At 64.4% G+C, this 24,841-nt stretch carries 22 protein-coding genes; 13 read left to right on the top strand and 9 right to left on the bottom strand.

Annotation, left to right across the window (positions count from 1 at the left end; translation table 11 throughout):
• The first annotated feature begins 6 nt into the window (after positions 1–6).
• From JN279_RS05860 to JN279_RS05840, 5 genes are all read left to right on the top strand, one after another.
• Complete coding sequence (locus JN279_RS05860) at positions 7–1,281, top strand: glycosyltransferase (protein ID WP_202352264.1); 1,275 nt, start codon at positions 7–9, stop codon at positions 1,279–1,281.
• Positions 1,282–1,519: 238 nt separating this feature from the next.
• Complete coding sequence (locus JN279_RS05855) at positions 1,520–1,870, top strand: cupin domain-containing protein (protein ID WP_202352263.1); 351 nt, start codon at positions 1,520–1,522, stop codon at positions 1,868–1,870.
• A 13-nt stretch (positions 1,871–1,883) separates the two neighbouring features.
• Entirely contained in the window at positions 1,884–2,225 is a 342-nt protein-coding gene (locus JN279_RS05850) for a cupin domain-containing protein (protein ID WP_096451544.1), read from the top strand.
• Positions 2,226–2,247: 22 nt separating this feature from the next.
• Positions 2,248–2,592: a cupin domain-containing protein gene (locus JN279_RS05845; RefSeq protein ID WP_027059488.1), complete on the top strand. Its 345-nt coding sequence runs from the start codon at positions 2,248–2,250 to the stop codon at positions 2,590–2,592.
• Between the two features lie 161 nt (positions 2,593–2,753).
• A complete protein-coding gene (locus tag JN279_RS05840) occupies positions 2,754–4,262 on the top strand; it encodes an aldehyde dehydrogenase family protein (RefSeq protein ID WP_202352262.1) in 1,509 nt (502 codons plus the stop codon).
• Between the two features lie 92 nt (positions 4,263–4,354).
• Here JN279_RS05840 and JN279_RS05835 read toward each other — a convergent pair whose 3' ends face one another.
• From JN279_RS05835 to JN279_RS05815, 5 genes are all read right to left on the bottom strand, one after another.
• Positions 4,355–6,427: a 3-hydroxyacyl-CoA dehydrogenase NAD-binding domain-containing protein gene (locus JN279_RS05835; RefSeq protein ID WP_096451550.1), complete on the bottom strand. Its 2,073-nt coding sequence runs from the start codon at positions 6,425–6,427 to the stop codon at positions 4,355–4,357.
• 125 nt (positions 6,428–6,552) lie between these two features.
• Complete coding sequence (locus JN279_RS05830) at positions 6,553–7,500, bottom strand: ABC transporter permease (RefSeq protein ID WP_096451552.1); 948 nt, start codon at positions 7,498–7,500, stop codon at positions 6,553–6,555.
• A gap of 3 nt (positions 7,501–7,503) precedes the next feature.
• On the bottom strand, positions 7,504–8,484 hold the full coding sequence (locus JN279_RS05825) for an ABC transporter permease (RefSeq protein ID WP_096451554.1): 981 nt from the start codon (positions 8,482–8,484) through the stop codon (positions 7,504–7,506).
• Between the two features lies 1 nt (position 8,485).
• Positions 8,486–9,955: a sugar ABC transporter ATP-binding protein gene (locus JN279_RS05820; protein ID WP_096451556.1), complete on the bottom strand. Its 1,470-nt coding sequence runs from the start codon at positions 9,953–9,955 to the stop codon at positions 8,486–8,488.
• Positions 9,956–10,004: 49 nt separating this feature from the next.
• Positions 10,005–11,018 (bottom strand): ABC transporter substrate-binding protein, encoded by a 1,014-nt coding sequence (locus tag JN279_RS05815; protein ID WP_096451559.1) that lies wholly within the window; start codon positions 11,016–11,018, stop codon positions 10,005–10,007.
• 196 nt (positions 11,019–11,214) lie between these two features.
• On the opposite strand from JN279_RS05815, the gene JN279_RS05810 reads away from it, so the two are divergent.
• The 8 genes from JN279_RS05810 to JN279_RS05775 all read left to right on the top strand — a co-directional run bounded on the left by JN279_RS05810 (position 11,215) and on the right by JN279_RS05775 (position 20,441).
• Positions 11,215–13,623, top strand: a complete 2,409-nt coding sequence (locus JN279_RS05810) for a glucan 1,4-alpha-glucosidase (RefSeq protein ID WP_202352261.1) — start codon at positions 11,215–11,217, stop codon at positions 13,621–13,623.
• Between the two features lie 51 nt (positions 13,624–13,674).
• A complete protein-coding gene (gene gnd / locus JN279_RS05805; protein ID WP_202352260.1) occupies positions 13,675–14,691 on the top strand; it encodes a phosphogluconate dehydrogenase (NAD(+)-dependent, decarboxylating) in 1,017 nt (338 codons plus the stop codon).
• Between the two features lie 22 nt (positions 14,692–14,713).
• A complete protein-coding gene (gene zwf, locus JN279_RS05800) occupies positions 14,714–16,090 on the top strand; it encodes a glucose-6-phosphate dehydrogenase (RefSeq protein ID WP_202352259.1) in 1,377 nt (458 codons plus the stop codon).
• Between the two features lie 13 nt (positions 16,091–16,103).
• Positions 16,104–16,802, top strand: coding sequence for an ROK family protein (locus JN279_RS05795; RefSeq protein ID WP_202352258.1), 699 nt, complete (start codon positions 16,104–16,106; stop codon positions 16,800–16,802).
• Positions 16,803–17,015: 213 nt separating this feature from the next.
• Complete coding sequence (locus tag JN279_RS05790) at positions 17,016–17,474, top strand: MucR family transcriptional regulator (RefSeq protein WP_202352257.1); 459 nt, start codon at positions 17,016–17,018, stop codon at positions 17,472–17,474.
• A 123-nt stretch (positions 17,475–17,597) separates the two neighbouring features.
• Positions 17,598–18,698 carry an aminotransferase class I/II-fold pyridoxal phosphate-dependent enzyme gene (locus tag JN279_RS05785; RefSeq protein ID WP_202352256.1) on the top strand — a complete coding sequence of 367 codons (1,101 nt, stop codon included), beginning with the start codon at positions 17,598–17,600 and terminating at the stop codon, positions 18,696–18,698.
• 161 nt (positions 18,699–18,859) lie between these two features.
• Complete coding sequence (locus tag JN279_RS05780; RefSeq protein WP_096451574.1) at positions 18,860–20,098, top strand: MFS transporter; 1,239 nt, start codon at positions 18,860–18,862, stop codon at positions 20,096–20,098.
• Positions 20,099–20,132: 34 nt separating this feature from the next.
• Entirely contained in the window at positions 20,133–20,441 is a 309-nt protein-coding gene (locus JN279_RS05775; protein WP_202352255.1) for an NIPSNAP family protein, read from the top strand.
• 19 nt (positions 20,442–20,460) lie between these two features.
• Here JN279_RS05775 and JN279_RS05770 read toward each other — a convergent pair whose 3' ends face one another.
• The 4 genes from JN279_RS05770 to JN279_RS05755 are packed head-to-tail and all read right to left on the bottom strand — an operon-like array spanning position 20,461 to position 24,797.
• Entirely contained in the window at positions 20,461–21,174 is a 714-nt protein-coding gene (locus JN279_RS05770; RefSeq protein WP_202352254.1) for a glutamine amidotransferase, read from the bottom strand.
• Positions 21,175–21,192: 18 nt separating this feature from the next.
• Positions 21,193–21,672, bottom strand: a complete 480-nt coding sequence (locus JN279_RS05765) for a tellurite resistance TerB family protein (protein ID WP_202352253.1) — start codon at positions 21,670–21,672, stop codon at positions 21,193–21,195.
• Positions 21,673–21,709: 37 nt separating this feature from the next.
• The gene (locus JN279_RS05760; RefSeq protein ID WP_202352252.1) at positions 21,710–23,311 is read right to left on the bottom strand and encodes a heme biosynthesis protein HemY; all 1,602 of its coding nucleotides are present in this window, start codon (positions 23,309–23,311) and stop codon (positions 21,710–21,712) included.
• Positions 23,312–23,321: 10 nt separating this feature from the next.
• Positions 23,322–24,797, bottom strand: a complete 1,476-nt coding sequence (locus JN279_RS05755) for a COG4223 family protein (protein ID WP_202352251.1) — start codon at positions 24,795–24,797, stop codon at positions 23,322–23,324.
• Positions 24,798–24,841 lie beyond the last annotated feature (44 nt).

The raw sequence follows: 24,841 nt of genomic DNA, 5'->3' as shown, positions 1-24,841 counted from the left end.
AGCCTGATGGCGCAGAAGACGATCGCGTTTTTTCCAGAAGCCGCTTACGGCCCGGCGCTCAATTCCGTCGGCATCGCGCAAGCCGTCGAGGCGCGCGGCCACAAGGCCGTGTTCCTGTCCGATCCCGGCTTCGTCGAGGTCTACCGAGGCTACGGTTTCGAGGCGCATCCGGTGAACCTCTCCGAACCGATGCCGCCCGAGCAGATGGCGAAGTTCTGGGAGGATTTCATCAACGGCCACATCCCTAACTTCCGCAAATCGCCCTACGACCAGGTCGACAACTACGTGAAGGATTGCTGGACGGCGATCGTCGACAGCGCCAAATGGGCGCAGAAGGATTTGCCGCGCGTGCTGGCCGCCATCAAGCCTGATGTCATCTGCGTCGACAACGTCATCCTGTTCCCGGCCATCAAACAGTTCGGCAAGCCGTGGGTGCGCGTTATCTCCTGCTCGGAAAACGAGATCGAGGACGAGGACATCCCGCCGCATCTCTCCGGCTGCGGCGAGAACGACCATGCCGGGCATCAGCGCTATCGCGATCATTTCAACGCGGTGATCAAGCCGATCCATGACGACTTCAACACCTTCCTGAAGGCCAACAACGAGGCGCCCTATCCGATCGGCCAGTTCTTCGAGGCCTCGCCCCATCTGAACCTGCTGCTTTATCCCGAGGCGGCGAAATTCAAGCGCCGCCATCCGCTCGACCCGGCGAAATTCCAGTATCTCGAAGGCTGCGTGCGGCAAGAGAAGCCTTATGCGGTACCGACCTTCGCGAAAAACAATGACGGGCCGCTGCTCTATGTCTCCTTCGGCAGCCTCGGTGCCGGCGATGTCGAGCTGTTGAAGCGCATCATCGCCACGCTAGACAAGACGCGCTACCGCGCGCTGGTCAATGTCGGCGGCTACAAGGATCAGTACACGGATGTGCCCGGCAACGTCATCGTCGAGAGCTGGTTCCCGCAGCCTTCGGTGATCCCACAGGTCGATGCGGTGATCCACCATGGCGGCAACAACTCGTTCACCGAGTGCCTCTATTTCGGCAAGCCCGCCATCATCATGCCCTATGTCTGGGACGGCCACGACAACGCCACCCGGGTCGAGGAAACCGGCCACGGCTTCGGCATGCCGCGCTACGACTGGACCGATGCCGAGCTGGTCGCCAAGATCGAGACCTGCCTGACCGACCCGAAGATGAAGGCGAAGCTGGCGAAGACCTCGGCGCAGATGCATGCGCAGAACGGGCAGGAGAAGGCCGCGGGTTTGCTGGAGGCGTTGCTGTGAGCACGATGTTTGAGATGTCGAGCCAAGGCACCCCCCTCTGGCCTGCCGGCCATCTCCCCCTCAAGGGGGGAGATTGGATGTCGCGACCGCTTTCGCCGATTTCCAACGCTGAAAAAGGGGCGCCGAAACCAAAGCTGCCAATCTCCCCCCTTGAGGGGGAGATGGCCGGCAGGACAGAGGGGGGCCTCGTAGGGCGGCAACAGATCGGAGTTGAGCATCATGATCATGGAGCACGTCCATGACCTCGTCTGCCCCGCACCTCCACCAGGCTTCCATCCGCACCGATCTCGTCGACTGGGGCGCCCAGCCCGACGCGCTCGATGGCGCCTCGCATTCCACCGGCAAGCTTGTGCACAAAGGTCCGAACAACCAGCCGGAATCCGGTATCTGGGTGTGCACGCCGGGCCGCTGGCGGCTCTCGATCCCGCGTGACGAATTGTGCCATTTCGTCGCCGGCCGCGCGACCTACCGGTCGGATGTCGGCGAAGTGATAGAAGTGTCGGCTGGGACCGTGGTCATGTTCCCCGCCGGCTGGACGGGCGAGTGCACGGTGCATGAGACCATGCGCAACGTCTACATGCTGGCCTGACCGAGGAACTGATATGCCGACACCGCACTGGCCAAAGGCCTCAATCGTGGAACTGGACGACTGGGGCGCGGGCAGCAACACGCTTGCCGGCGCGCCGCGCGCCTCCGGCAAGATCCTGTCGCAGAATCCGGACGGGTCGAGCGAATGCGGCCTGTGGTCCTGCACGCCGGGCACCCGCAAGGTCACCTTCGGCGCCGACGAGTTCTGCCACTTCCTGTCGGGTCACGGCAGCTATGTCCACGAGAACGGCGAAGAGATTCCGGTCGAGGCCGGCACGCTCGTGTTCTTCCCCGCCGGCTGGACCGGCATCTCCATCATCACGCAAACGCTGACCAAAGCCTTCATGTGCCGGTGAGCACTTTTTCAAGGAAATCGATATGACCACGCCCATCATGCAATCGCCGCTCGCCATCACTGATCTCGTCGACTGGGGCGTCATCCCGACCATGATCGAGGGTGAGTCGCACACTTCGGGCAAGCTGCTCTACAAGGGACCGGAAGGTCGTTCCGAATGCGGTCTGTGGGTCTGCACCCCCGGCAAATGGCACTGCCACGTCACGCGTGACGAGTTCTGCCACTTCCTCGAAGGCCGCTGCACCTATGTGCACGAATCCGGTGAAGTCATCGAGATCGAGCCCGACACGGCGGCCTTCTTCCCACAGGACTGGAAAGGCGTCTGCACCGTCCATGAGACCATCAAGAAGGTCTACATGATCCGCTGAGCCTTTCCGATAATTCTACCCTGCCGGACACCTGACGCGGCTTTCTGCGCTTCCGGTGCTCACGGACTAAATGTCCGCTGCGCTCCGGTTCTCGAAAGCCACGCCATCTGCCTCGGCAGGGCGAATTCTCAAAAAGGCTCCCCACGTGGAGGAGGACGAAAATGCATTTCTCCCCTGACCGGCCGACCTTCTTCGTCAATCCGGACTACCGGCCGATGGCCGGTGCAAACAAAGCAGTGATCGATCCGGCAACGCTGGAGACTGTCGGCGCCATCGCCGCGGCCAGTGATGGCGAAATCGAAGCCGTGCTCGCCGCCGCGACCAATGCGCAAGCTACCTGGAAAAAGCTCGACGCCAAGAGCCGGGCAAAGCATCTGCACGCCGTCGCCAATGCCATCGAGGCGGCGGATTTCACCCGTTGCGCCGAACTGATGGTACGCGAGATGGGCAAGCCCTATCCGGAAGCCATCGGCGAGATCGCCAATTGCGCGCCGATCTTCCGCTACTATGCCGAGATGGCGCGCGACGATGCCGGCAAGGTCGCCGGCACGACGCAGGCCGGCTCGTTCCAATATGCGCGCTACGAGCCCTACGGCGTCTCCGTCCACATCATGCCCTACAATTTTCCGATCCTGCTGATGTGCTGGACGGTCGCCGCCTCGCTCGCCGCCGGCAATGCCTGCATCATCAAGCCGGCCGAGGCGACGACGCTGTCGACACTGGAGTACATGACCGTGTTCCGTCCGCTGCCGGAAGGCCTGGTCTCCTGCCTGCCCGGCGCGGCCGCGACCGCCCAGGCGCTGATCGCTTCCGATCGCACCCACGCGGTTGCCTTCACCGGCTCGGTCGCCGCCGGCAAGGCGGTAGCAGTGGCCTGCGCGGAACGCATGAAGCCTTGCGTCATCGAGGCCGGCGGCAGCGATCCGCTGATCATCAGCGAACACGCCCCGCTCGACGTCGCGGCGGCCGGCAGCGTCACCGCCGCCTTCCACCTCACCGGCCAGGTCTGCACCTCGGCCGAGCGCTTCTTCGTCGTCGACGCCGTGCATGACCGCTTCGTCGAATTGTTCGCCGAAAGGACACGCGCGCTGCGCATCGGCAACGGCATGGACAAGACCGAGATCGGCCCGCTGGTCAGCGAGGCGGCTCGCGCCAAGGTCATGCACTTGGTCGATGACGCCATTCGCAACGGCGCCAAGGCGGTCACCGGCGGGCGCATCCCGCCGGCGCACAACACCGGCTGGTTCTACGAGCCGACGATCCTAACCGGTGTCACGCCTGACATGGCTATCGTGCGCGAAGAGTGTTTTGGCCCGGTCGCCGCCATCTGCCGTGTCAAGGATTTCGACGAGGCGATCCGGCTTGCCAATGACAGCCCGTTCGGGCTCGGCGCCTCGGTGTTCACCACGGACCTGGCCGAAGCGCATGAGGCGGCCGAGCGGCTCGAGGCCGGCATGGTCTGGGTCAACAACCCGCTGATCGACAATGACGCCTTGCCCTTCGGCGGCTGGAAGGCGTCAGGACTCGGCCGCGAACTCGGACGCCAAGGCCTTGACGCCTTCCGTCGCTCGAAAATGGTCATCATCGACCACAAGCCGGCGATCCAGGACTGGTGGTATCCCTACCCCGACAGCTGGTTCCGCGAGACCGGCGGCCGCAAGCACGTGTGAGGAGATGCAGCGCGGTCTCGCCGCGCTGCTCAAAAGGCTTATGCCTCGACGCGCGGATTCGACAATCGCCCTCACCTTCAGCGGGCGTTTGATCAGTCCGTCGCCTCGACCTCCCAGGAGCCGGTCTCGGCCATTCGCTTCAGCAGCGGGGCCGGCTTGAACACGTCCTTGCCGGTCCGCTGGTGCCAGTAGTCGAGCCGCTCGACGATCTTTGCCGCCCCTTCCAGGCCGGCCCAGAACATCGGCCCGCCCTTGCCGATCGGAAAACCGTAGCCATTGACCCAGACGACATCGATGTCGGAGGCGCGGGCCGCGATCTTCTCCTCGAGGATTTTCGCCCCCTCATTGACCAGGGGATAGAGCGTACGCTCTATGATTTCGTCAGCGCTGATCGCACGCGGCGCGATGCCGCGCTCGGCGGCCTTTTCACGGATCAGCGCGTCGACCTCAGGATCGGGAACGCCCGCCCGTGCGCCAGCCTCATAGAGATAGAAGCCCCGGCCGGTCTTCTGGCCGAAACGGCCCTGTTCGCACAGCGTGTCGGCGATGACGGCCGTCAGGCCGCGCGCCTTGCGGTTGCGCCAGCCAATGTCGAGGCCGGCCAGATCGCCCATCTGGAACGGCCCCATCGGCCAGCCGAAATCGGTGAAGGCCTTGTCGATCTGGCCGGGTGTCGCGCCCTCCAGCAGCAGCGCTTCCGATTCCGAACCGCGCGCTGCCAGCATGCGGTTGCCGACGAAGCCGTGGCAGACCCCGACGACGACCGCCACCTTGCCGATCCGCCGCGCGAGATCGACCACGGTCGCCAGAGCATCCGGCGCTGTCTTGTCGGCCCGCACGATCTCCAGCAGCTTCATGACATTGGCCGGTGAGAAGAAATGCAGGCCGAGCACATCCTGCGGCCGCGAGATCGAGGCGGCGATCTCATTGATGTCGAGATAGGAAGTGTTGGTGGCAAGGATCGCACCGGGCCTGGCCACGGTGTCGAGCTTGCCGAACACCTCCTTCTTGACCGCCATGTCCTCGAACACCGCCTCGATGATCAGGTCGCACTCGGCGAGATCGGCATAGTCGGTCGAGCCCTTGAACTGCGCGAGCCGCTGACGCTTGGCATCTTCGGTCAGGGAGCCGCGCGAAACGGAGACGGCATAGTTCTTCTCGATCGTGCCCAGCCCGCGCTGCAGCGCTTCCGCGCTGGTTTCCAGCAAGGTGACCAAAAAACCGCCATTGGCGAACGCCATGGCGATGCCGCCGCCCATCGTGCCGGCGCCGATCACACCGACGCGTGCGATCCTGCGCTTAAGTGTATCCTTGCCGGGAAGTTTTGCCGCCTCACGTTCGGCGAAGAACAGATGGCGCTGCGCGCGCGACTGGTCGCTGGCGACCAGTTTGACGAATAGCGCGCGCTCCGCCGCCAGCGCTTCGTCGAAGGGCAGCGTGAGGGCGTTGCGAACCGCTTGCGCGCAGGCGATCGGTGCCTCCAGCCCGCGCGCCTTTTTGGCGAGCTCCGCCGCCTCGGCATCGAAAGCCGCGAGGTCGGTTTCCCCAAGCTCGTCATTGCGATCGCGTACAGGCGTGAAAGGACCACCCTTGCGGGCGATTTCGCGGGCAAAGTTCACGGCGTGCGTGGTCAGATCACCTTCGAAGACGGCATCGACGAGCCCGGCGGCATGCGCTTCGGTCGCGCCGATCGGCGTGCCGGAAACGATCATCCTCAGCGCCTTCAGCGCGCCGACAAGACGCGGCAGCCGCACCGTGCCGCCGCCGCCCGGCAGCAGGCCAAGTTTCACCTCCGGCAGGCCGAGCTTGGCGCCGGCATCGGCAACGCGGAAATGACAGCCGAGCGCCAGTTCCAGCCCGCCGCCGAGCGCCGTGCCGTGGATGGCGGCGACTGTCGGCTTGGCGATGGTCTCGAGCGTCACGATCAGGGCGCGCAGGTCCGGCTGCTGCACCGGCTTGCCGAATTCCGTGATGTCGGCGCCGGCGACAAAGGTCCGGCCGGCACAAGCGATGATGATGGCCGTGACCGAGGCATCGTCGCGCAAGGCAACCAGCGCCTGCATCAGCGGCTCGCGGACATGGAAGCTCAGCGCGTTGACCGGCGGGTTGTCGATGGTGACGATGGCGACGCCATTGTCGTTCACGACACTAACGGAACTGGACAAGCGGAACCCTCCCGAGGCGAACTGCGATCGCGGAAGGGTTTACTAGGGCGCGCCGCGAATGGGAACCCGCTGTTGGGCTGGCCTAACGATTGTCCGGGAGCTCGGCGTCGACGTGATCCTTCACGCTACCGCACCGCCTTCTCGCCACCCGCCGCCGTTATCACCCCGACGATAATCAGTCCCGTCAGCAGCAGCCGCACGCCGGCGCTGACGCCGAACGTGTTGAGCATGGTCAAAAGCAGCACCAGAAACAGCGCCGCGCCCCAGACGCCGGGCACGTTGGCCTTGCCGCCGGCGACCGACGTGCCGCCGATGACCACGACGGCGATCGAGGCGAGCAGGTATTCATTGCCGATATCGACATTGGCGCCCCTGAAATAGCCGGCGAGCAGCGCGCCATCGATGCCGCCGAGCGCGCCCGACAGCGTGTAGGTGAGGAAGCGGATGCGGCCGACATTGACGCCGGCGAGCCAGGCGGCGCGTATGTTCTGGCCGATCGCCAGCACCGAGCGGCCATAGATCATGCGCTGCAAGGCGATGGCCGCGCCGATTGTGAACAGCACGGTGAGGATCGCCAGCACCGGAATGCCCAGCACCTGCCAATTGGTGAAATCGGCAAAGCCCGGCGGCGGCTTGATCTGCAGTCCACGGCCATAGCTGATGTCGATCGACTGGATGATGAAGCTCGCCGACAAAGTGGCGATGATCGGTGGAATGCGCAGCGCCCAGATCAACAGGTAATTGACCGCGCCGATCGCCGCGCCGCAGGCAAGCGCAGCCAGCAGCCCGACCACGATCATGGAATCGCTGCCGGCCATCACCTTCATGGCCACCGCACTGGCGAGCCCGATATTGGCCGGCAGCGACAGGTCGACATTGCCCGGGCCAAGCGTGATGACGAACATCTGGCCAACACCGACGATGACGGTGAACACGGCAAGCGACAATGCCGCCGTGACCATACCGCCGGCGCCATAGCCGCCGGTGAAGGCGATCGTCGCCAGCCACACGACAAGCGCGCCGAGGAACGACCATATCCAGGGTTTGCCGGCCAGCGATCTAACCAGAATCATCGCTCACCTCTCCCTGCGGCTGATCAGCACCCGCGCCGCCAGAACGATGATGAGGATGGCGCCATTGGCGGCCACCTGCCAGTCGGGCGGAATGTGCATGAAGGTGAGCAGCGGCGACGCGGCCAGCGCCAGTGTCAGCGCGCCGATCACCGCGCCGATCGGCGACACTCGGCCGCCGACGAATTCGCCGCCGCCGAGGATGACGCCGGCGATCGAAAGCAGCGTATAGCCATTGCCGATATTGGCATCGGCCGAGGTGGTGATGCCGATCAGCGCCATGCCCGACAGCACGCCGAACAGCCCGGCCAGCGCGAACAGCACGATCTTGGTCTTCAGCAGCGACCAGCCGGCGCGCTTGAGTGCGGCCGGATTGCCGCCGGAGCCGCGCAAGATCACGCCATAGGAGGTGCGCATCAGGCCGAAATGGACGACGAGCCCGATCAGCAGCGCCGCTATGATCGGGAAGGGAATGAGAGGTGGCTTGAAGGACATGATCGCCAGCAGCCAGTCCGGCGCCTTGCCGCCGGGCTTGGGCAGGACGAGGATCGCCAGCCCCTGCCACACGAAACTCATGCCGAGCGTGACGACGATCGACGGCAGATTGCGCAGATGGATCAGCGCGCCAAGCAGCGCATAGATGCCGATCGATCCGAGCAGGATGGCGACGCCGATGAGCGGCGCGTCCTTCAGCCAGGTCGCGGTGACGCAGCCAACGAAACCGACGAAGGTGCCGATCGACAGGTCGAGCTCATTGCCTGCAATGACGAACATCTGCGCGATCGTCGCCAGCGCGATGGGGATCGCCAAGTTCAGCATCAGGCTGAAGCCGAAATAGCTGATGGCGCGCGGGTTGAGCCAGGCGATGGCGGCGAGCACCAATGCCAGCGACAGCGCCGGCAGCAGCCCGCGCAGCAGGCGGGCACGGGCCAGCGCGCCACGCTCGGCGGAACTCCTGGCAGTGGTGTCGAGACTGGCGGCGGTCATGTCAGGCCGCGTCGCCGAACGAGGACTGGATGATCTTCTCTTCCGTCAATTCGTCGCGGCCCAGATTGGCGACGATGCGGCCGTTCTTGAAGACATAGACATGGTCGCAATTGTCGAGCTCTTCGGTTTCCGTCGTGTACCAGAGGAAGGTGCGGCCGCGGCCAGCCTCCTCGCGCACGAGGTCGTAGACTTCCAGCTTGGTGCCGATATCGACGCCGCGCATCGGATCGTCCATCAACACGATCTGGGCATCGGAGCCGAGCGCGCGGGCAAACAGCGCCTTCTGCTGGTTGCCGCCCGACAGCGAAAAAATGTTGTTGTTCATGTCGGGCGTGCGGATGCCGATTTTCTTCTGCCAGGTCTCAGCAAGTTCGGCCTCGCGCCGCGGCGAAATCAACAGCCCGTTGCGCAGGCGCGCCAGCGAACGGATGCCGATATTTTGTGCGATCGACCATTGCGGGAAGATGCCATCCGACTGGCGGTCGCCGGCCACCAGCGCCACCGGCGCGGTCACCTCGATGCCGGTCCTGGCGCGCGAGGCGGCAGCGAAGATCGCCAGCAACAGGTCGGTCTGGCCGTGTCCCGCCAGCCCGGCAAGGCCGATGATCTCGCCGGTGCGGGCGACAAGGTCAGCGCCGTCCTTCTGCGCGGCGGGACGCGCCCGCACCCGCAACGGGCCGGCTGCCGGCTTGGCGGCGGCAATCTCGGCGGCGATCTTCTGGCGCGCTTCCGCGCCGCCCATCGCCGTCACCAGCCGGTCGCGGTCGAAGGCATTTGCCGCATCGGCGACGACCACCTTGCCGTCGCGCATCACCACGATGCGGTCGGCGTTTTTCAGCACCTCGCCCAGCACATGCGAGATCAGGATGCAGCTTTTGCCGCCGGCAATGAAACGGCGCACGAAGGCCAGCAACTGACCTGATGTATGCGCGTCAAGCGACGAGGTCGGCTCGTCGAGAATGACGAGGTCGAGCCGATCCTGCGTCACCGTAAAGGCGCGCGCCACCTCGACCATCTGGCGCCGGCCGATGGAGAGATCGCCGACAATGTCCCAGGCCGAGATGCCATGATCCGGAAAGATCTCGTCCAGCTTGGCGGTGATCAGTGCTGCCGCCTTGCGCCGCCAGCCGAAGCCCGAGAGCGAGGCGTGGTTGATGCGGGTGTTTTCGGCGACGCTGAGATTGGGGCACAGCGACAGTTCCTGGAACACGCAGCGTATGCCGAGTTTCTGCGCCCGCGACACCGAGTAGTTGTCCTCGCTGCCGCCATGCACGCCGATCTTGCCGCTGTCGGGCGTGAGCGTGCCCGCCACCATGTGCATCAGCGTCGATTTGCCGGCGCCATTGTGGCCGACCAGGCCGACGCATTCGCCGGGCCGGACATGGAAATCCACCCCGCCCAGCGCGCGAACGGCGCCGAAATGTTTTTCGGCGCCGTTCAGTCTGATGATGTCAGCGTTCCCTTCAGGCATGCCTAGAGATATCCGCGCGATGGTACGAAGGGCAACACTGGCGCGACATTCACTTGATATTGGCCTTGATCGCCGCGAGGGCGTCTTCCTGCGTGTATTCGTGCGTGGCGACCCCGCCTTCCTTGATCTTCGGCAGGGCCGCCTCGAAGTCGTCCTGGGTGAAGGCGAGATACGGCACCAGCAGGTCGTGCGGAATGTCCTTGCGGCCATCGAGCACCTGTTGTGCAACCCAGAAGGCGAGCGACGACACGCCGGGCGCGATCGAAGCCGACCAGGTCTTGTAGCCGTCCTTGTCCTTCTGTTCCTTCCACCACTTCAGCTCGTCCTGCCGGTTGCCCATGATGATGGTCGGGCGCGGCTTGCCAGCGGCGGCGAAAGCCTGTGCGGCGCCATAGCCGTCACCGCCCTGGTCGACGATGCCGACGACATCGGGCAATGAGGGCAGGATGGTCGCGACCGCTTTCTGCGCCGTCGTCTGGTCCCAGTCGCCGGTCACCGAGCCGACGATCTTGAATTCGGGATGGGCGGCGACGCCTTCGAGGATGCCGGCATGGATGGCATCGTCGATCGACGTGCCGGCCAGGCCGCGGATTTCCAAAAGGTTCCCGCCCTTCGGCTGGAATTTGGCCATCTGCTCGACTTCCTGCTTGCCCATATCCTTGAAGTCGACGACGACGCGGTAGGCGCAGGGCTCGGTGACGGTGCCGTCGAAGGAGACGACGACGATGCCGGCATCGCAGGCCTGCTTGATGGCGCCGTTGAGCGCATCCGGCGAGGCGGCGTTGATGACGATGGCGTCATAGCCCTGCAGGATCAGGTTCTGCACCTGAGCCGCCTGCGTCGGCACTTCCTTGTCGGCGGTGGTGAAGATGTCGGCCGCGCCGACGACCTTGTCTTCGACCGCCTTCTTGGTGACGATGCCATAGCTGTCGAGCATCGCCTGCCGCCACGAATTGCCGGCGTAATTGTTGGAGAATGCGATCTTCTTGCCGCTGGTGTCGGCAAGCGCTGTGCCCGAGGCCAACATAGCCGTCAGCGCACCCAGAACGAGCAGTTTCTTCATATGATTTCCTCCCAAAGTTGCTAGTTTCGCCTGATGATCGTTATGCCCAGTCCCTGTTTTTTATCTATTGTCAGACAAATTCAGACGAACCGCAAGCTGTCAACTGCAAAGCTTGTCATGCCTTCGATCAACTTGCGGTGCGATGATTGAAAAAGCCGCCGGCCCATGGTCTAGGAGCACGACAGGAGGCCAATTGATGGCAGTAACGCCGACCGTTGCCATAGGCGCGCCCGGGATACCGGCACGCTGGACATCAAGCGCCAAGAGTGGCGTCGGCACCGCGTTTTCAGCCAAGAGCCCGCTCTGGTTCACGATCAGTCACGGCATCTTGAACGAGATCTACTATCCGCGTCTCGACAGTGCCTGCACGCGTGACATGGAGCTGATCGTCACCGGCCCCGGCGGCTATTTCTCGGAAGAGAAGCGCGACGCCGCGCACGCTGTAGCGCCTTTCGAGGACGGCGTGCCGGGCTACAGGCTGACCAACACCGCGACAGACGGCGCCTACCGTATCGAAAAGCGCATCATTACGGATCCGAAACGGCCTGTCCTGCTGCAAGAGATTGCATTCGTACCGCTGAAAGGCTCAGCGACCGACTACCATGTCTACGCGCTGCTTGCGCCGCACCTCGTCAACGCCGGCATGGGCAACACGGCCTGGGCCGGCGAACACAAGGGCCAGCGCATGCTCTTCGCCACAGGGCGCGGCGTCTCGCTGGCGCTGGTTTCCTCGCTGCCCTGGAAAGCCTGTTCGGCCGGCTATGTCGGCTTCTCCGACGGCTGGCAGCAATTGCAGAACGGCGGTGCGCTCGATCCTTCCTGCCAGCGGGCGGAAGACGGCAATGTCGCGCTGACCGGCGAGATCGGCTTCTCGGCCGACAAAACCACGGCCTTGCTGGCGCTTGGCTTCGGCGCGTCGCCGGAAGCAGCCGCCGACCTGGCGCTGGCCAGTCTCAAGCAGGGTTTCGACGCCGCCGCGCAAACCTATGTCGAGAACTGGCGGACATTTCAGGGCGGGCTCGAGAAGCTCGATCGCCACACCGCCTCCGGGCTGAACACCTATCGTGTGAGCACGGCGGTTCTGGCCTTGCATCTGTCGGTCACAAGACCCGGCGCTGCCGTTGCCAGCCTGTCGATCCCCTGGGGCTTCAACAAGGGCGACGACGATCTCGGCGGGTACCACCTGGTCTGGCCGCGCGACCTGGTCGAGACCGCCGGCGGTTTCCTCGCCGCCGGCGACGGCAAGCAGGCGCTGCAGATCCTGACCTATCTGCGCTCGATCCAGCAGCCGGACGGCCACTGGCCGCAGAATGTCTGGTCAAACGGCACCCCCTATTGGCCCGGCATCCAGATGGATGAATGCGCCTTTCCGCTGCTTCTGGCCGACACCTTGCGTCGCGCCGACCATCTGCCGCGCGCAAAACTCGCTGATTTCCTGGCCATGATCGAAAGCGCGGCCTCCTATATCGTGCGCAACGGCCCCGTCACCGGCGAGGATCGCTGGGAGGAAGACGCCGGATACAGCCCGTTCACGCTCGCTGTCGAGATCGCCGCACTGCTTGCCGCCGCCGACATGCTGGATGTCTTCGGAAAGAATGAGCCGGCAAACTATTTGCGCGAAACCGCCGATTGCTGGAACGATCAGGTCGAACGCTGGACCTATGTCACCGGCACTCAACTCTGCATCGATGCAGGCGTCGGAGGTTACTATGTCCGCATCGCGCCGCCGGACGATGCCGGCGTCGCTGCGCCGAAGGACGGCTTCGTGCCGATCAAGAACCGGCCGCCGGGCGACACCGACAAACCGGCGGAAGCCATAATCAGCCCCGACGCTTTGGCCCTGGTCCGCTTTGGCCTCAGGGCGGCCGACGATCCGCGCATCGTCGATACGGTCAAGGCCGTCGATGCCCTCTTGCGTTGCGATCTGCCGCAAGGCCCGGTCTGGTACCGTTACACCAGTGACGGCTATGGCGAGCACGAGGATGGCACGCCTTTCGACGGCACCGGCCGGGGACGCGCCTGGCCCCTGCTCACCGGCGAGCGGGCGCATTACGAACTTGCCGCCGGCCGCAAGGACAAGGCCTCGGAGCTGCTCGATACCTTCGAGCGCTCGGCGGGTATAGGCGGGCTGCTGCCGGAACAGGTCTGGGACAGCCCGGATGTGCCGGATCGCGAGCTGTGGCTGGGCAAACCGTCCGGCAGCGCCATGCCGCTGGTCTGGGCGCATGCCGAGCACATCAAGCTGTTGCGATCGCTGCGCGACGGCGCGGTCTTCGACATGCCGCCGCAAGGCGTCGAGCGCTACATCAAGGGCAAGACAAGCTCGCCGCTCAGAATATGGCGCTTCAACAACAAGATCCGCTCCATCCCCGCCGGCAAGGTTTTGCGCGTCGAACTTTCGGCGCCCGGCGTTGTCCATTGGAGCAGTGACAATTGGCTGACGATCCAGGACCACAAGACCGGGGAAAGCGCTTTCGGCGTCCATCTGGTCGACCTGCCGGTCGCCGGACTGGTAGCGGGAAGCACCCTCGTCTTCACATTTTTCTGGCCCGATGCGATGCGTTGGGAGAATGTCGACTTCAGCGTCGGCATTGACGCATCATGATTAAGCGGGGCCGATAGATTTGTTCTTTCCTCAAACAATCGGGACGAAACCATGCAGATCGGAATGATGGGACTGGGCCGGATGGGCGCCAACATGGTGCGCCGCCTGATGCGCGACGGCCATGAATGCGTCGTCTACGACATCAACCCCGCAAGCGTCGCGGCCCTGGTGACCGACGGCGCCCTGGGGGCGGCATCCCTGACGGAATTCGTCGGCAAGCTCGCCAAGCCGCGCTGTGTGTGGCTGATGCTGCCGGCGGCGATCACCGGCAAGATCATGGATCAGGTCGCGGACTTGATGGAGCCTGGCGATATTGTCATCGACGGCGGCAATTCCTACTATCACGACGCCGTCGACCAGGCCGCGAAACTGGCCAGCAAGGGTATCCATCTAGTCGATGTCGGCACCAGCGGTGGTGTCTGGGGCCTGGAGCGCGGCTACTGCCTGATGATCGGCGGTCCCGACGTGGCGGTGCAGCACCTCGATTCGGTCTTCGCCACGCTGGCGCCGGGCGCCGATGCCGGCGCGCCGACCCCGGACAAGGCCGCAGGCACCGCGCCCTTCGGCTATCTGCATTGCGGACCGAGCGGCGCCGGCCACTTCGTCAAGATGGTTCACAACGGCATCGAATATGGCGTCATGGCCGCCTACGCCGAAGGCATGAACATCCTGAAGTCGGCCAATGCCGGCAAGCGGCAGCGCACCGCGGACGCCGAGACCAGCCCGCTGGAAAACCCGCAATATTACCAGTTCGACATCGACCTTCCCCAGGTGGCCGAGGTCTGGCGCCATGGCAGCGTCATTGGCTCCTGGCTGCTCGATCTCACCGCCGGCGCGCTGAAGAGCGATCCGGGCCTGGCGCAGTTTGGCGGCCGGGTCTCGGATTCGGGCGAAGGCCGCTGGACGCTGAAAGCGGCGATCGACACCGGCGTGCCGGCGCCGGTGCTGTCCTCGGCGCTGTTCGACCGTTTCTCCTCGCAAGGCGAATCCGAATTCGCCGACAAGCTGTTGTCCGCCATGCGCTATGCCTTTGGCGGCCATGTCGAGAAGCCGAAGGCCGGCAAGTGACGCCGAAGCGGGAGACGCACGCATGAGCCAGGAACGGTCCGACACGCTGGTGCTCTTTGGAGCCACCGGCGACCTCGCCCACAAGAAGATATTTCCGGCACTTTACCAGATGGTCGCCAAAGGCACGCTCACCGAACCGGTGATCGGTGTCGCCTTCGACGCCTGGGATTTGAAGCAGTTACAGGACTGCGCCCGCGACGGCATCGTCAATGCGCTAGGCAAGATCGACGAAAAGGTGTTCGCCAAGTTCGCCTCGCTGCTGCGCTATGTCAGCGGCGACTATCGCGATCCGGCCACGTTCGAGAAGCTGAAGGCCGCGCTCGGCAGTGCCCGGCGGCCGCTGCACTACATGGCAGTGCCGCCGACCATGTTCGAGACGGTCGTGCAAGGGTTGGAACAGTCGGGCACCGCGCATGGCGCGCGGCTGATGGTGGAAAAGCCCTTCGGCCACGATCTGCAATCGGCACGCTGGCTGAACCGGGTGCTGCATCTGGTGTTCGACGAACAGTCGATCTTCCGCATCGACCACTATCTCGGCAAGGAAGCGATCCAGAACCTGCTCTATTTCCGCTTCGCCAATTCCTTTCTGGAGCCGATCTGGAACCGCAACTACGTCGAGAGCGTGCAGATCACCATGGCCGAGGATTTCGGCATCGAGGGTCGCGGCAAGTTCTATGACGATGTCGGCTGCATCCGGGACGTCATCGAGAACCATCTGCTCAACATCCTGTTGCTACTGGCCATGGAGCCACCGGTCGGCCGCTCCGCCGACGATTTGATCGACGAGAAGGTCCAGGTGCTGAGGGCAATCCGGACGCTGACCAAAGACGATGTCGTGCGCGGCCAGTTCACCGGCTATCTCGCCGAGCCCGGCGTCAAGCCGAACTCGCCGGTCGAGACCTTCGCGGCGGTGCGCTTCTTCGTCGACACCTGGCGCTGGCAGGACGTGCCGTTCTTTATCCGCGCCGGCAAGAACATGCCGGTGCATGTCACCGAGGTGGTGGTGCGGCTGAAGCGCCCGCCGCTCGACGTCTTCGACCCGATCAAGCCCGCCGACCAGAATTACGTGCGTTTCCGCATCGACCCGCAGGTGGTGATCGCCATCGGCGCGCAGCGCAAAGCGCCGGGCGACGACATGGTCGGCGAGCAGGTGGAACTGACGGCGCTTGACGACAGCAAGGCCGACATGCCGCCTTATGAAAGGCTGATCGGCGACGCCATGAACGGCAATGGCCAGCTCTTCACCCGCCAGGACGCGGCGGAGCTCGCCTGGCGCATTGTCGGGCCGGTGCTCGGCGACACCACGCCGCCGCATCTCTACGAGCCGAAGACATGGGGACCGGCGGACGCCATGGCCGGCTTCGGACCGCCCAATGGCTGGATCGACCCGGTGGCATGAGGGAGGGAACGCGATGGCCAAGGCAGTGAAGCCAACAGCACCCGAGCCGGTCGTGCTGGCGATCGACATTGGCGGCTCGCATGTCAAGATCCTGACCAGTGCCGGCGGCGCCGAGCGCCGGGACGATTCCGGCCCCGATCTGACGCCGCAGCAGATGATCGACAAGGTGAAGAAGCTCGCCGAGGGCCTGTCCTACGACGTCATCTCGATGGGCTATCCCGGTCCAGTGCGTCACAACAAGCCAGTGCTCGACCCGATGAACCTCGGCAAGGGTTGGGCCGGCTTCGACTTCGCCGCGCAGTTCGGCAAGCCGGTCAAGGTGGTCAATGATGCATTGATGCAGGCCATCGGCAGTTATGAAGGCGGGCGCATGCTGTTCCTCGGCCTCGGAACCGGCCTCGGCGCGGCGATGATCGCCGACCATGTAGGCCTGCCCATGGAACTCGCCCACCTGCCTTACAAGAAGACCAAGAGCTTCGAGGATTATGTCGGTGAGCGCGGCCTGGAAAGGCGCGGCAAGAAGAAATGGCGCGAATCTGTCTTCGACATCGTCAACCGGCTCCGCGCCGCCCTGCAGCCAGACTATGTCGTCATTGGCGGCGGCAATGTCGACAAGCTCGACGAGTTACCGGCCGACTCCAGGCGCGGTGACAACACACGCGCCTTCGAAGGCGGATTTCGTCTGTGGCGAGACAAGGCCCTGATCGTCTGATATTATTACAGTTTAGTATAGTTGTTCAAAATAACGTGTGTCGCCGCGCTTAATCATTGCGTTGCGCAGATTTGCCGACTAGGAATTTTGCGCACTGTCCGGCGTGCTCCGCGGAACACGCTAAAGACGCTTCAGCATTTTTTGTTTTTTGTGCCTCGTCCTTTCGAAAACGCTCCCGATTTTCGAGGCCGTGCACCATAGACGGAGGAAACATTGACCGACGATAGCAACGACGCTCGTATCGACCTTCTCGAACTGACCGCCCACATCGTGTCCGCTTACGTTGAGAAGAACCGCCTGCCCGCCTCCGGTCTGGCCGACCTTATCGCCAGCGTCGCCACCTCGATCGCCGGGCTTGGCAAGCCGGCCGTGCCGGTGGCGGCACCCCTGGTTCCCGCCGTCAACCCGAAGAAGTCGGTGACGCCGGATTTCATCATCTGTCTCGAGGACGGCAAGAAGTTCAAATCGCTGAAGCGCCATCTGGGCGTGCATTTCGGCCTGACGCCGGACGCCTACCGCGCCAAATGGGGCCTGCCGGCGGACTATCCGATGGTTGCCCCCAACTACGCGGCCTCGCGCTCGCAACTGGCGAAGTCGATCGGCCTCGGCCGCAAGGCCGTCGAAGTGGCGCCTGTCAAGGCCAAGGGCCGCAAGGCCAAGGTCGCGGCCTGAGCAAATCAGTCCTGAGCCAATATTTAGGACGACTGGAGCAGAAGCCTGCCGGCGAAACCGCCTTGGCAGGCTTCGTGTTTTTGTGGCTTGGATGAACCGGACAGGTTCTTTGAGGGGGAAGCCATGAACTACACCAGGATGGTGATCGAGAAGGAAGCGCCGGAGGAATACGGCTACGACCGTATCCGCTACAATCTCTCCGAAAGCTCGATCGCCGACCAGAAGCTCTCCGACATCGGCCTGTCACTGCCTGATCTAACGCTGTTCTATGGCGAGCATCGCGGCGACAAGGACTTGCGCGCGCTGATCGCGGCGCAGGATGCCAGCATCTCGCCTGACGATGTGCTGGTCACCGCCGGTGCCGCCGGCGCGCTGTTCATCATCTCGACATCGCTTTTGTCGGCGAGCGACCACCTCGTCGTCATCAGGCCCAACTACGCCACCAACATCGAAACCCCAAGGGCGATCGGCTGCGCCATCAGCTTCGTCGACCTCGCCTTCGAGGACGGCTTTGCCATCGACGTCGAGGCCGTCAAGGGGGCGATGCGGCCGAACACTCGGCTGATCAGCGTCACCTGTCCGCACAACCCGACCGGCACGATGATGGGCCAAGCCGATCTCGACGCGCTGGTGGCGCTCGCGGAGAGCGGCAACTGCCATTTGCTGGTCGACGAGACCTATCGCGACCTCTCCTATGGCAGGCGCCTGCCATCGGCTGCCTCACTCAGCAAGAAGGCGATCAGCGTCTCGTCGCTGTCGAAAGCCTTCGGCATTCCCGGCATCCGCATCGGCTGGCTGATCACCAGGGATGCAGCGCTTCAGGAGACGTTCCTCGCCGCCAAGGAGCAGATCGGAATCTGTGGCAGCGTCATCGACGAGGGCATTGCGCGCGGCGTTCTGGAGCGCCGGGAAGCCTTCTTGGGCGTGCTGCTGCCCGAAATGGCCAAGCGCCGCGACATCGTCCAGGCCTGGATCGACCGCGAGCCGCTGGTTGACTGGGTGCGACCCGAAGGCGGTGTCGTCGGCTTCCCCCGCCTCAATGTCGAACCCGGCTTCGACCTCGACCGGTTCTATCTGAACCTGCTGGAAAACCACGGCACCTATGTCGGGCCCGGCCACTGGTTCGAAATGGAAAAGCGCTTCTTCCGTGTCGGCTTCGGCTGGCCGACGGAAGCCGAATTGAGGGGCGGGCTCGAGGCAATCTCGGCTGCGCTGCGGCAGTAACTTCCTCGTGCGATGGACGCAACAGGCTGAGAATCCCTTGATCCAGTGCTGATTTTAGCACACATGCCGGATCGAACTTTGCTAGACGTTCCATTGGTCGGACCAGCGCCCATCCGGGAAGTGCCCCGACGGCCAATGCTATCGCAATGGGGCCTTGATCCGTGACATCAGCACAAACTTCGCCGGAGCAGCGCTACGCTGCCTTCCGGCACAAAGCCTTCCTCAGCTACTGGACGGCGCGCTTTCTCACCACTTTCGCCACCATGATCGTCTCTGTCGCCGTCGGCTGGCAGATCTATGATTTGACGCGCGATCCCTTCGACCTCGGCATCGTCGGCATCGTCCAGTTCCTGCCGTCCCTGCTTCTGGTGCTGGTCACCGGCGTCGTCGCCGACCGCTTCGGTCGCCGGCTGATCATGGCGCTGTCGACGGTGGTCGAAGCATGCTGCGCGCTCGTTCTGCTGTACTTCACGCTGCATGGCCTTGTCAGTCCACTGCCGATCTTCGTCGTTCTGGCGCTGTTCGGCATGGCGCGCGCTTTTTACGGACCAGCCTCGTCGTCGCTGTTTGCCAATCTGGTGCCACCGGAAGATTTCGGCAACGCGATTGCGTGGAACTCGTCCGCCTGGCAGACGGCGACGATCATCGGCCCGGTCGCCGGCGGCCTGCTCTACGGCGTTTCGCCGGAGGCTGCATACGCCGTCGCCTCTGTGCTGATGTTGGTGGCCGGCCTGCTGATCTTCACCATTCCCAAGCCTGCCCAGCAGACTGCAACCGACAAGCCGACGATGGAAACGCTGTTTGCCGGCTTCCGCTACATCTGGAGCGAGAAGATCGTGCTCGGCGCCATCTCGCTCGATCTCTTCGCCGTGCTTTTGTCCGGCGCCTCGGCGCTGCTGCCGGTCTATGCGCGAGATATTCTTGAACTCGGCCCCTGGGGACTTGGCCTATTGCGCTCAGCGCCTGGCATCGGCGCCATCTGCGTCGCCGTCTGGCTCGCCGGGCATCCGCTCCGCGACAATGCCGGAAAGATCATGCTCGGCTTTGTCGCGGCATTCGGCGCCTTCACCGTGCTGTTTGGCCTGTCGACCGTCACCTGGCTGTCGATCGTCGCATTGGCCCTCCTCGGCGCCACCGACATGTTCAGCGTCTATATCAGGGAGACGCTGATCCAGCTGTGGACGCCGGACGAGGTGCGCGGCCGCGTCAACGCCGTCAACCAGGTCTTCGTCGGCGCCTCCAACGAAGTCGGCGAATTCCGTGCCGGCACCATGGCGGCGCTGATCGGTACGGTTCCGGCCGTGGTGATCGGCGGCATCGGCGCCGTCGCGGTCGCCGGGCTGTGGGCGTATCTGTTCCCGGCGCTGCGCAAGGTGCGTCACCTCAACGGGCGAAACTGACGCTCAGCAAGATTACGCTGTCACAGGAGCTGCCATGATTACCTGTCACCTGAAATATGTCATCGATCCGTACAAGCTTGCCGAGTTTGAAGAGTATGGCCGTCGCTGGATCGGTCTGGTCAATCGTCTCGGCGGAAACCATCATGGCTATTTCCTTCCGAGCGAAGGAGCGAACAATATCGCCTATGCCATGTTCAGCTTTCCGAACCTTGCCGACTACGAGGACTATCGCAAGCGGATGGCTGCCGACCCGGAATGCCAGGAAGTATTTGAGACGGAAAAGCGCAATCGCAGCATTCTCAGCTATGAGCGCAGCTTCATGCGGCCGGTGCTCGAACCCTAGGGAAATTGCAGGATAGGGGCTACCGCACCGGCCTGCCGAACACCATGCGCAAAAATTCGTCCAGCCAGCGCTTCAGATGCATGTCCCAGATCAGCCGGCCGCCGAGGTGATCGCGGCCGGGCTGCGCGCCCGGCAATTCGAAGCGGTGCGCGCCGCGCACCACCCAGCGCTGCATCATCACCCGGGTCAGTTCGCCATGGAACTGGATGCCCCAGGCATTGTCGCCGTAGCGGAAGGCCTGGTTTGGATAGGTATCGGCCGTCGCCAGTAGCGTTGCATCCCTCGGCAACGAAAAGCCCTCGCGGTGGAACTGGTAGACCATTTCGGGCCAGTGCATGAGTTTCCGGCCGGCCTCGGTCGCTTTCAGCGGATACCAGCCGATCTCGACCAGCCCTTCGCCGTGACCCTCGACCTTGCCGCCGAGATGGTTGACCAGCATCTGCGCGCCGAGGCAGATGCCGAGGCATGGCCGGTTCTCCCGGAGCGGGACTTCCAGCCAGTTGGTCTCGCGGCGGACGAACTCGTCCTCGTCATTGGCGCTCATCGGCCCGCCGAACACCACCGTGCCGGCATGGCCGTCCAGCGTCTTCGGCAAGGCGTCGCCAAGCGGCGGCCGGCGGATGTCGAGCTCGAAGCCCTCTTCGATGAGCATGTGGCCGACGCGTCCTGGGCTCGAATTCTCCTGATGCAGCACGATCAGGATTTTTGGCTTCGAGCTCATTGCGCGCGGCATCGTCAGGCGAGATCCCGTCTATTCGTCGCTGGATGTTCCACGGGCGCCCGGCGCGTGCGCCGCCGCCTTGCGGCGCGCCTCGACCCGGTCGTGACGCTCGACGCCTATCAGTTCGGCGACACGCCACACCGTATTGTCCTCGAGCTCGTGCAACTCGCCATCGGCATAGACGATCTCCCACATCAGGCCGATGAAGGCCTTACGCCCGTCCACGTCGAGATGGCGCTTGAGCACGCTGGTGAAGGCATAGAGATCGATCGCCTCATTGTCGGCCCGCTCGCCGGCGGCGACCAGCGCTTCGAGTTCGGCGCCGCTGATCGAGTAGCTCTCGGAGAGCACCGCCTTGAACCGTTCCCACTCGACATCCTGGCGTACGCCGTCGGCGTTCATCACATGGTAGAGCAGCGCTGAAGCCGCGACGCGCGGATCGTCCGTGCTGGCCTGCGCGCCGGGTCCGGCGGGCAAATCCCTGAGAAACGACAGAACGCGTTCGAACATCAATCCATTCCCCAACGGCCCAAGGGCCGGCCCAATATCAAAACAGCCGGAACCGGCGCGGCGACTTTTCCGCTTCCTCGTCCGGATCGACGCCCGGATCGTCCGGCAGCCGCGCCAGTTCTTCCGCCGGCTCGACCGCCTCGGCATCGGCCGGCACCGCCGCGAAAGCAGCCGCCGTGACCGGCGTGACCTGGTCTTCGCTTCTATCGGTTCCCTTGCCCGCTGTCTCGCTGGCCGGCGCGACATGGTCGACCGCGTCGATCGACTTCTCACTGGCCGGCTTCGCCAACGCTTCAATGACCGGCACTGTGGTCTCAGGCGAATCGTCGCGGCTGTCGATCAACTGGCCAAGCCGCTCCATCGGCGCGCGCCATTCGAAGGCGTCGAGTCGTCCGGTGACCGGCGACACCGGCGCCCAGCGCTCCGACACGACGCCATCGGCGACCCAGGCCGGATCACGCGGCGCCCGCACCGCCTTGGACAGCAGCTGCCGCACCTTGCCCTGATCGCCGGTCTCGGCCTCCTCGATGTCGGCCAGCAGCAGATAGGCGCCTTCGCGGCGGTCCATCCGGATCGCCGCCTCGGCCTCGCGGCGGGCGGTCGAAAAGTCCTGCGCGTCGAGCGCGGCACGCGCCACGGTCATCGACGATTCGGCGTGGTTCTTCTTTATCTCCTGCAGCTTCTTCGCCCGGTTGAGGCGGTCGAGCACCGCGTCGCCCGGCCTTGCGTGGGTATAGAGCTCGGCGATCTCCGGATGCGGCTCGGCCCTCCACGCTGTCTCCAGAACCTTGGAGCCCTTGCGCACATCGTTCTGCTTGAACAGTGCGGCGGCGGCGGTAACGGCGGCCGGGGCGAAATCCGGCCGCAGCTTGTTGGCCTCGAGTGCCGCTGTCCTGGCAGCGGTGGGATCGCTATCGGCAAGCGACTGTGCCTTGGCGGTCAACAGCACGGCGCGACGGCGGTTGGCGGCGTCGCGTTCGATCTGCCGCGTCGACTTCTGCGCATCGACCAGTTTCAACGCCCCATCCCAATCGCCGCGGGCGGTCAATTCCTCCAGCGTCGATTCGGCCGCCCAGGCCAGTTGCGGCGCAACGGCGGCGGCACGACCGGCATAGTGCCGGGCAGCATTGCGGTCGCCCAGCCGTTCGGCTTCGAGATAAAGCCCGCGCAGGCCGAGCAGCCGCATTTCGGGATCGTCGAGCATGCTCTCGAACTTTTGCCGCGCGCCTTCATGATCGCCTTCGAGCAGCGACGCCTGCGCCTCGAGCAGATGGATCAGCGGTTCCTGGTCGGAGCGGATCAGCTTGGCTGCTTCCTTGGTCTTCTTGCGGGCCAGCGCGCCGTCGCCGGCGCCGGCGGCGATCATGCCGGTCGACAGCGCCTGATAGCCACGGTCGCGGCGGCGCACGCGGAAATAGCGCGAGATGGTGTAGGGGCTGTTCCACAGCGACCTGATCAGCCACCACAGGATCATCACGGCGGCGACGACGGCAACGACCGCAACCGCCGCGACCATCAGGCTGACCTGGTACTGGTAGCCGTTGAAGGTGACGACCATGTCGCCCGGCCGGTCGGCCAGCCAGGCAAAGCCGAGCCCAAGCGCGAAGACGACGATGAGGAAGGCGAGCAGGCGGATCATCGTTTTGCCCTCATGCCTTCATCGCGCCGGAGATCAGCGCGTCGACCTGGGTTTCGACCTCGATGCGCGCCTTGAGTTTGCCGGCAAAGTCGGCGCCGGCGGCCTTCACGGCCTCAGGTAGCGAATTATATTCGCCGAGCGCCTTGGCATAGTCGCCCTGGGTGACCGCCACCTCCATGCGCGCCACGGTTTCCGGCGCGCCGGGACCCTCGACGGCGCCGATCGGCCGGACCTTGACCAGCGATTCGGCGCTCGACATCAGGTTCTGCAGAAAGCCGGCATTCTCATCGACCGGCGTTGCAGCGGCGACCATGGCATTGGCGGCGGCATCCATCTGCGCGGCGATCTCGGTACGGGTCGGAACGCCCTTTTCGGCATAGGGCCGCAAGGTCGCGATCTCCGGCGCGTTGGGTGAGATCGCGGCCAGCGTGTCGAGTTCGGCCGAGAATGGCGCACCGCGTTCGAGCGCCGACTTTAAGGCGGACGCGGCAATGGCGAGCGCGATCTTCGGCTGTCCCGCCGCTGCCTCGACCTTGCCCGAAAGCTGCGACACCGACTGTTCCAGCGCGGCGAGCCGGCCGTCCTGCGCTTTCGCCGCCTCGCCCGCCGATTTCACCAGCGCGTCGAGATCCGCCAATTTTGCGTTGAGCGGGCCAAGATCGACCGGCGCCGCGCTGCCGGCCTTGCCGAGGGCGGCGACCGCGGTCTCGATCTGCTTGACCTTGTCACCAAGGGCGGCAAGGCCGGCATTGTCGCCCGCGCCACCCTGTTCGACCGCCGATTTCAACGCCGCGATATCGGCCTTTACTTGCTCCAGTCCCGAGGAAAGCCCGACCACCTTGGCCGCTGCATCATTGTTGCCGCCGGTTTCCTTCAAGCCGGCGATTTCGCTCTTCAGCGAAGCGATCTCGCCATTGACGCCGTCGAGCGAGACACCGGCGCCGGAACCCGGCGCGCCGAGCAGCCCGGCAAATTGCAGGCCACCGGCGCCGGCGAGCGCAATGACACCACCGATGATGCCGGCGGCAATACCGTTGAGCCCGCCACGCTTTGCCACAGCCGGTGTCGGCGCCATCTTTTCGTCCCGTGTCCCAGTTTTTGCCTTGCCGTCGTCGGTGTGCTTGGCCGACACATCCTCGAAATTGTAGTCGGAGGCGGCAGTGCGATCGGCTGGCGTATCCGAGCCGGGATAGGGCAGCTCGGGCTCAACGGCCTTGGCCTCCGCGGACGGCTCGGTCCCGGCCTGCCCAGGGGCAGCATCGGCATGCTCCCAGGGTTCGAGATCGGTCTGGTCGGCATGCACCGGCTCTTCGGGAACCTCCGGCTGCGAGGCATCAGCGGTTTCCTCGGCCTTCGCCTCGTCGGTCTGGGCCGCATCCTTGGCGGCATCCTCGTCGGCGATTCGGGAGACGGCACCAGGTTCGAGATCGATGGTCACCGGCTCGCGGCGGCTTTTCGAGTGTCGCATCTTCGGCGTCTTGACCATGCCTGGGCTCCGCAAAATTCGCTTCGTCTCAACGCCTGCCGGCG

This window comes from Mesorhizobium sp. 113-1-2, from assembly GCF_016756475.1.
Lineage (GTDB): Bacteria > Pseudomonadota > Alphaproteobacteria > Rhizobiales > Rhizobiaceae > Mesorhizobium > Mesorhizobium loti_C.
The sequence above is the reverse complement of the archived record's forward strand: the minus strand, read 5'-3'. Positions and strand labels throughout refer to the sequence as shown.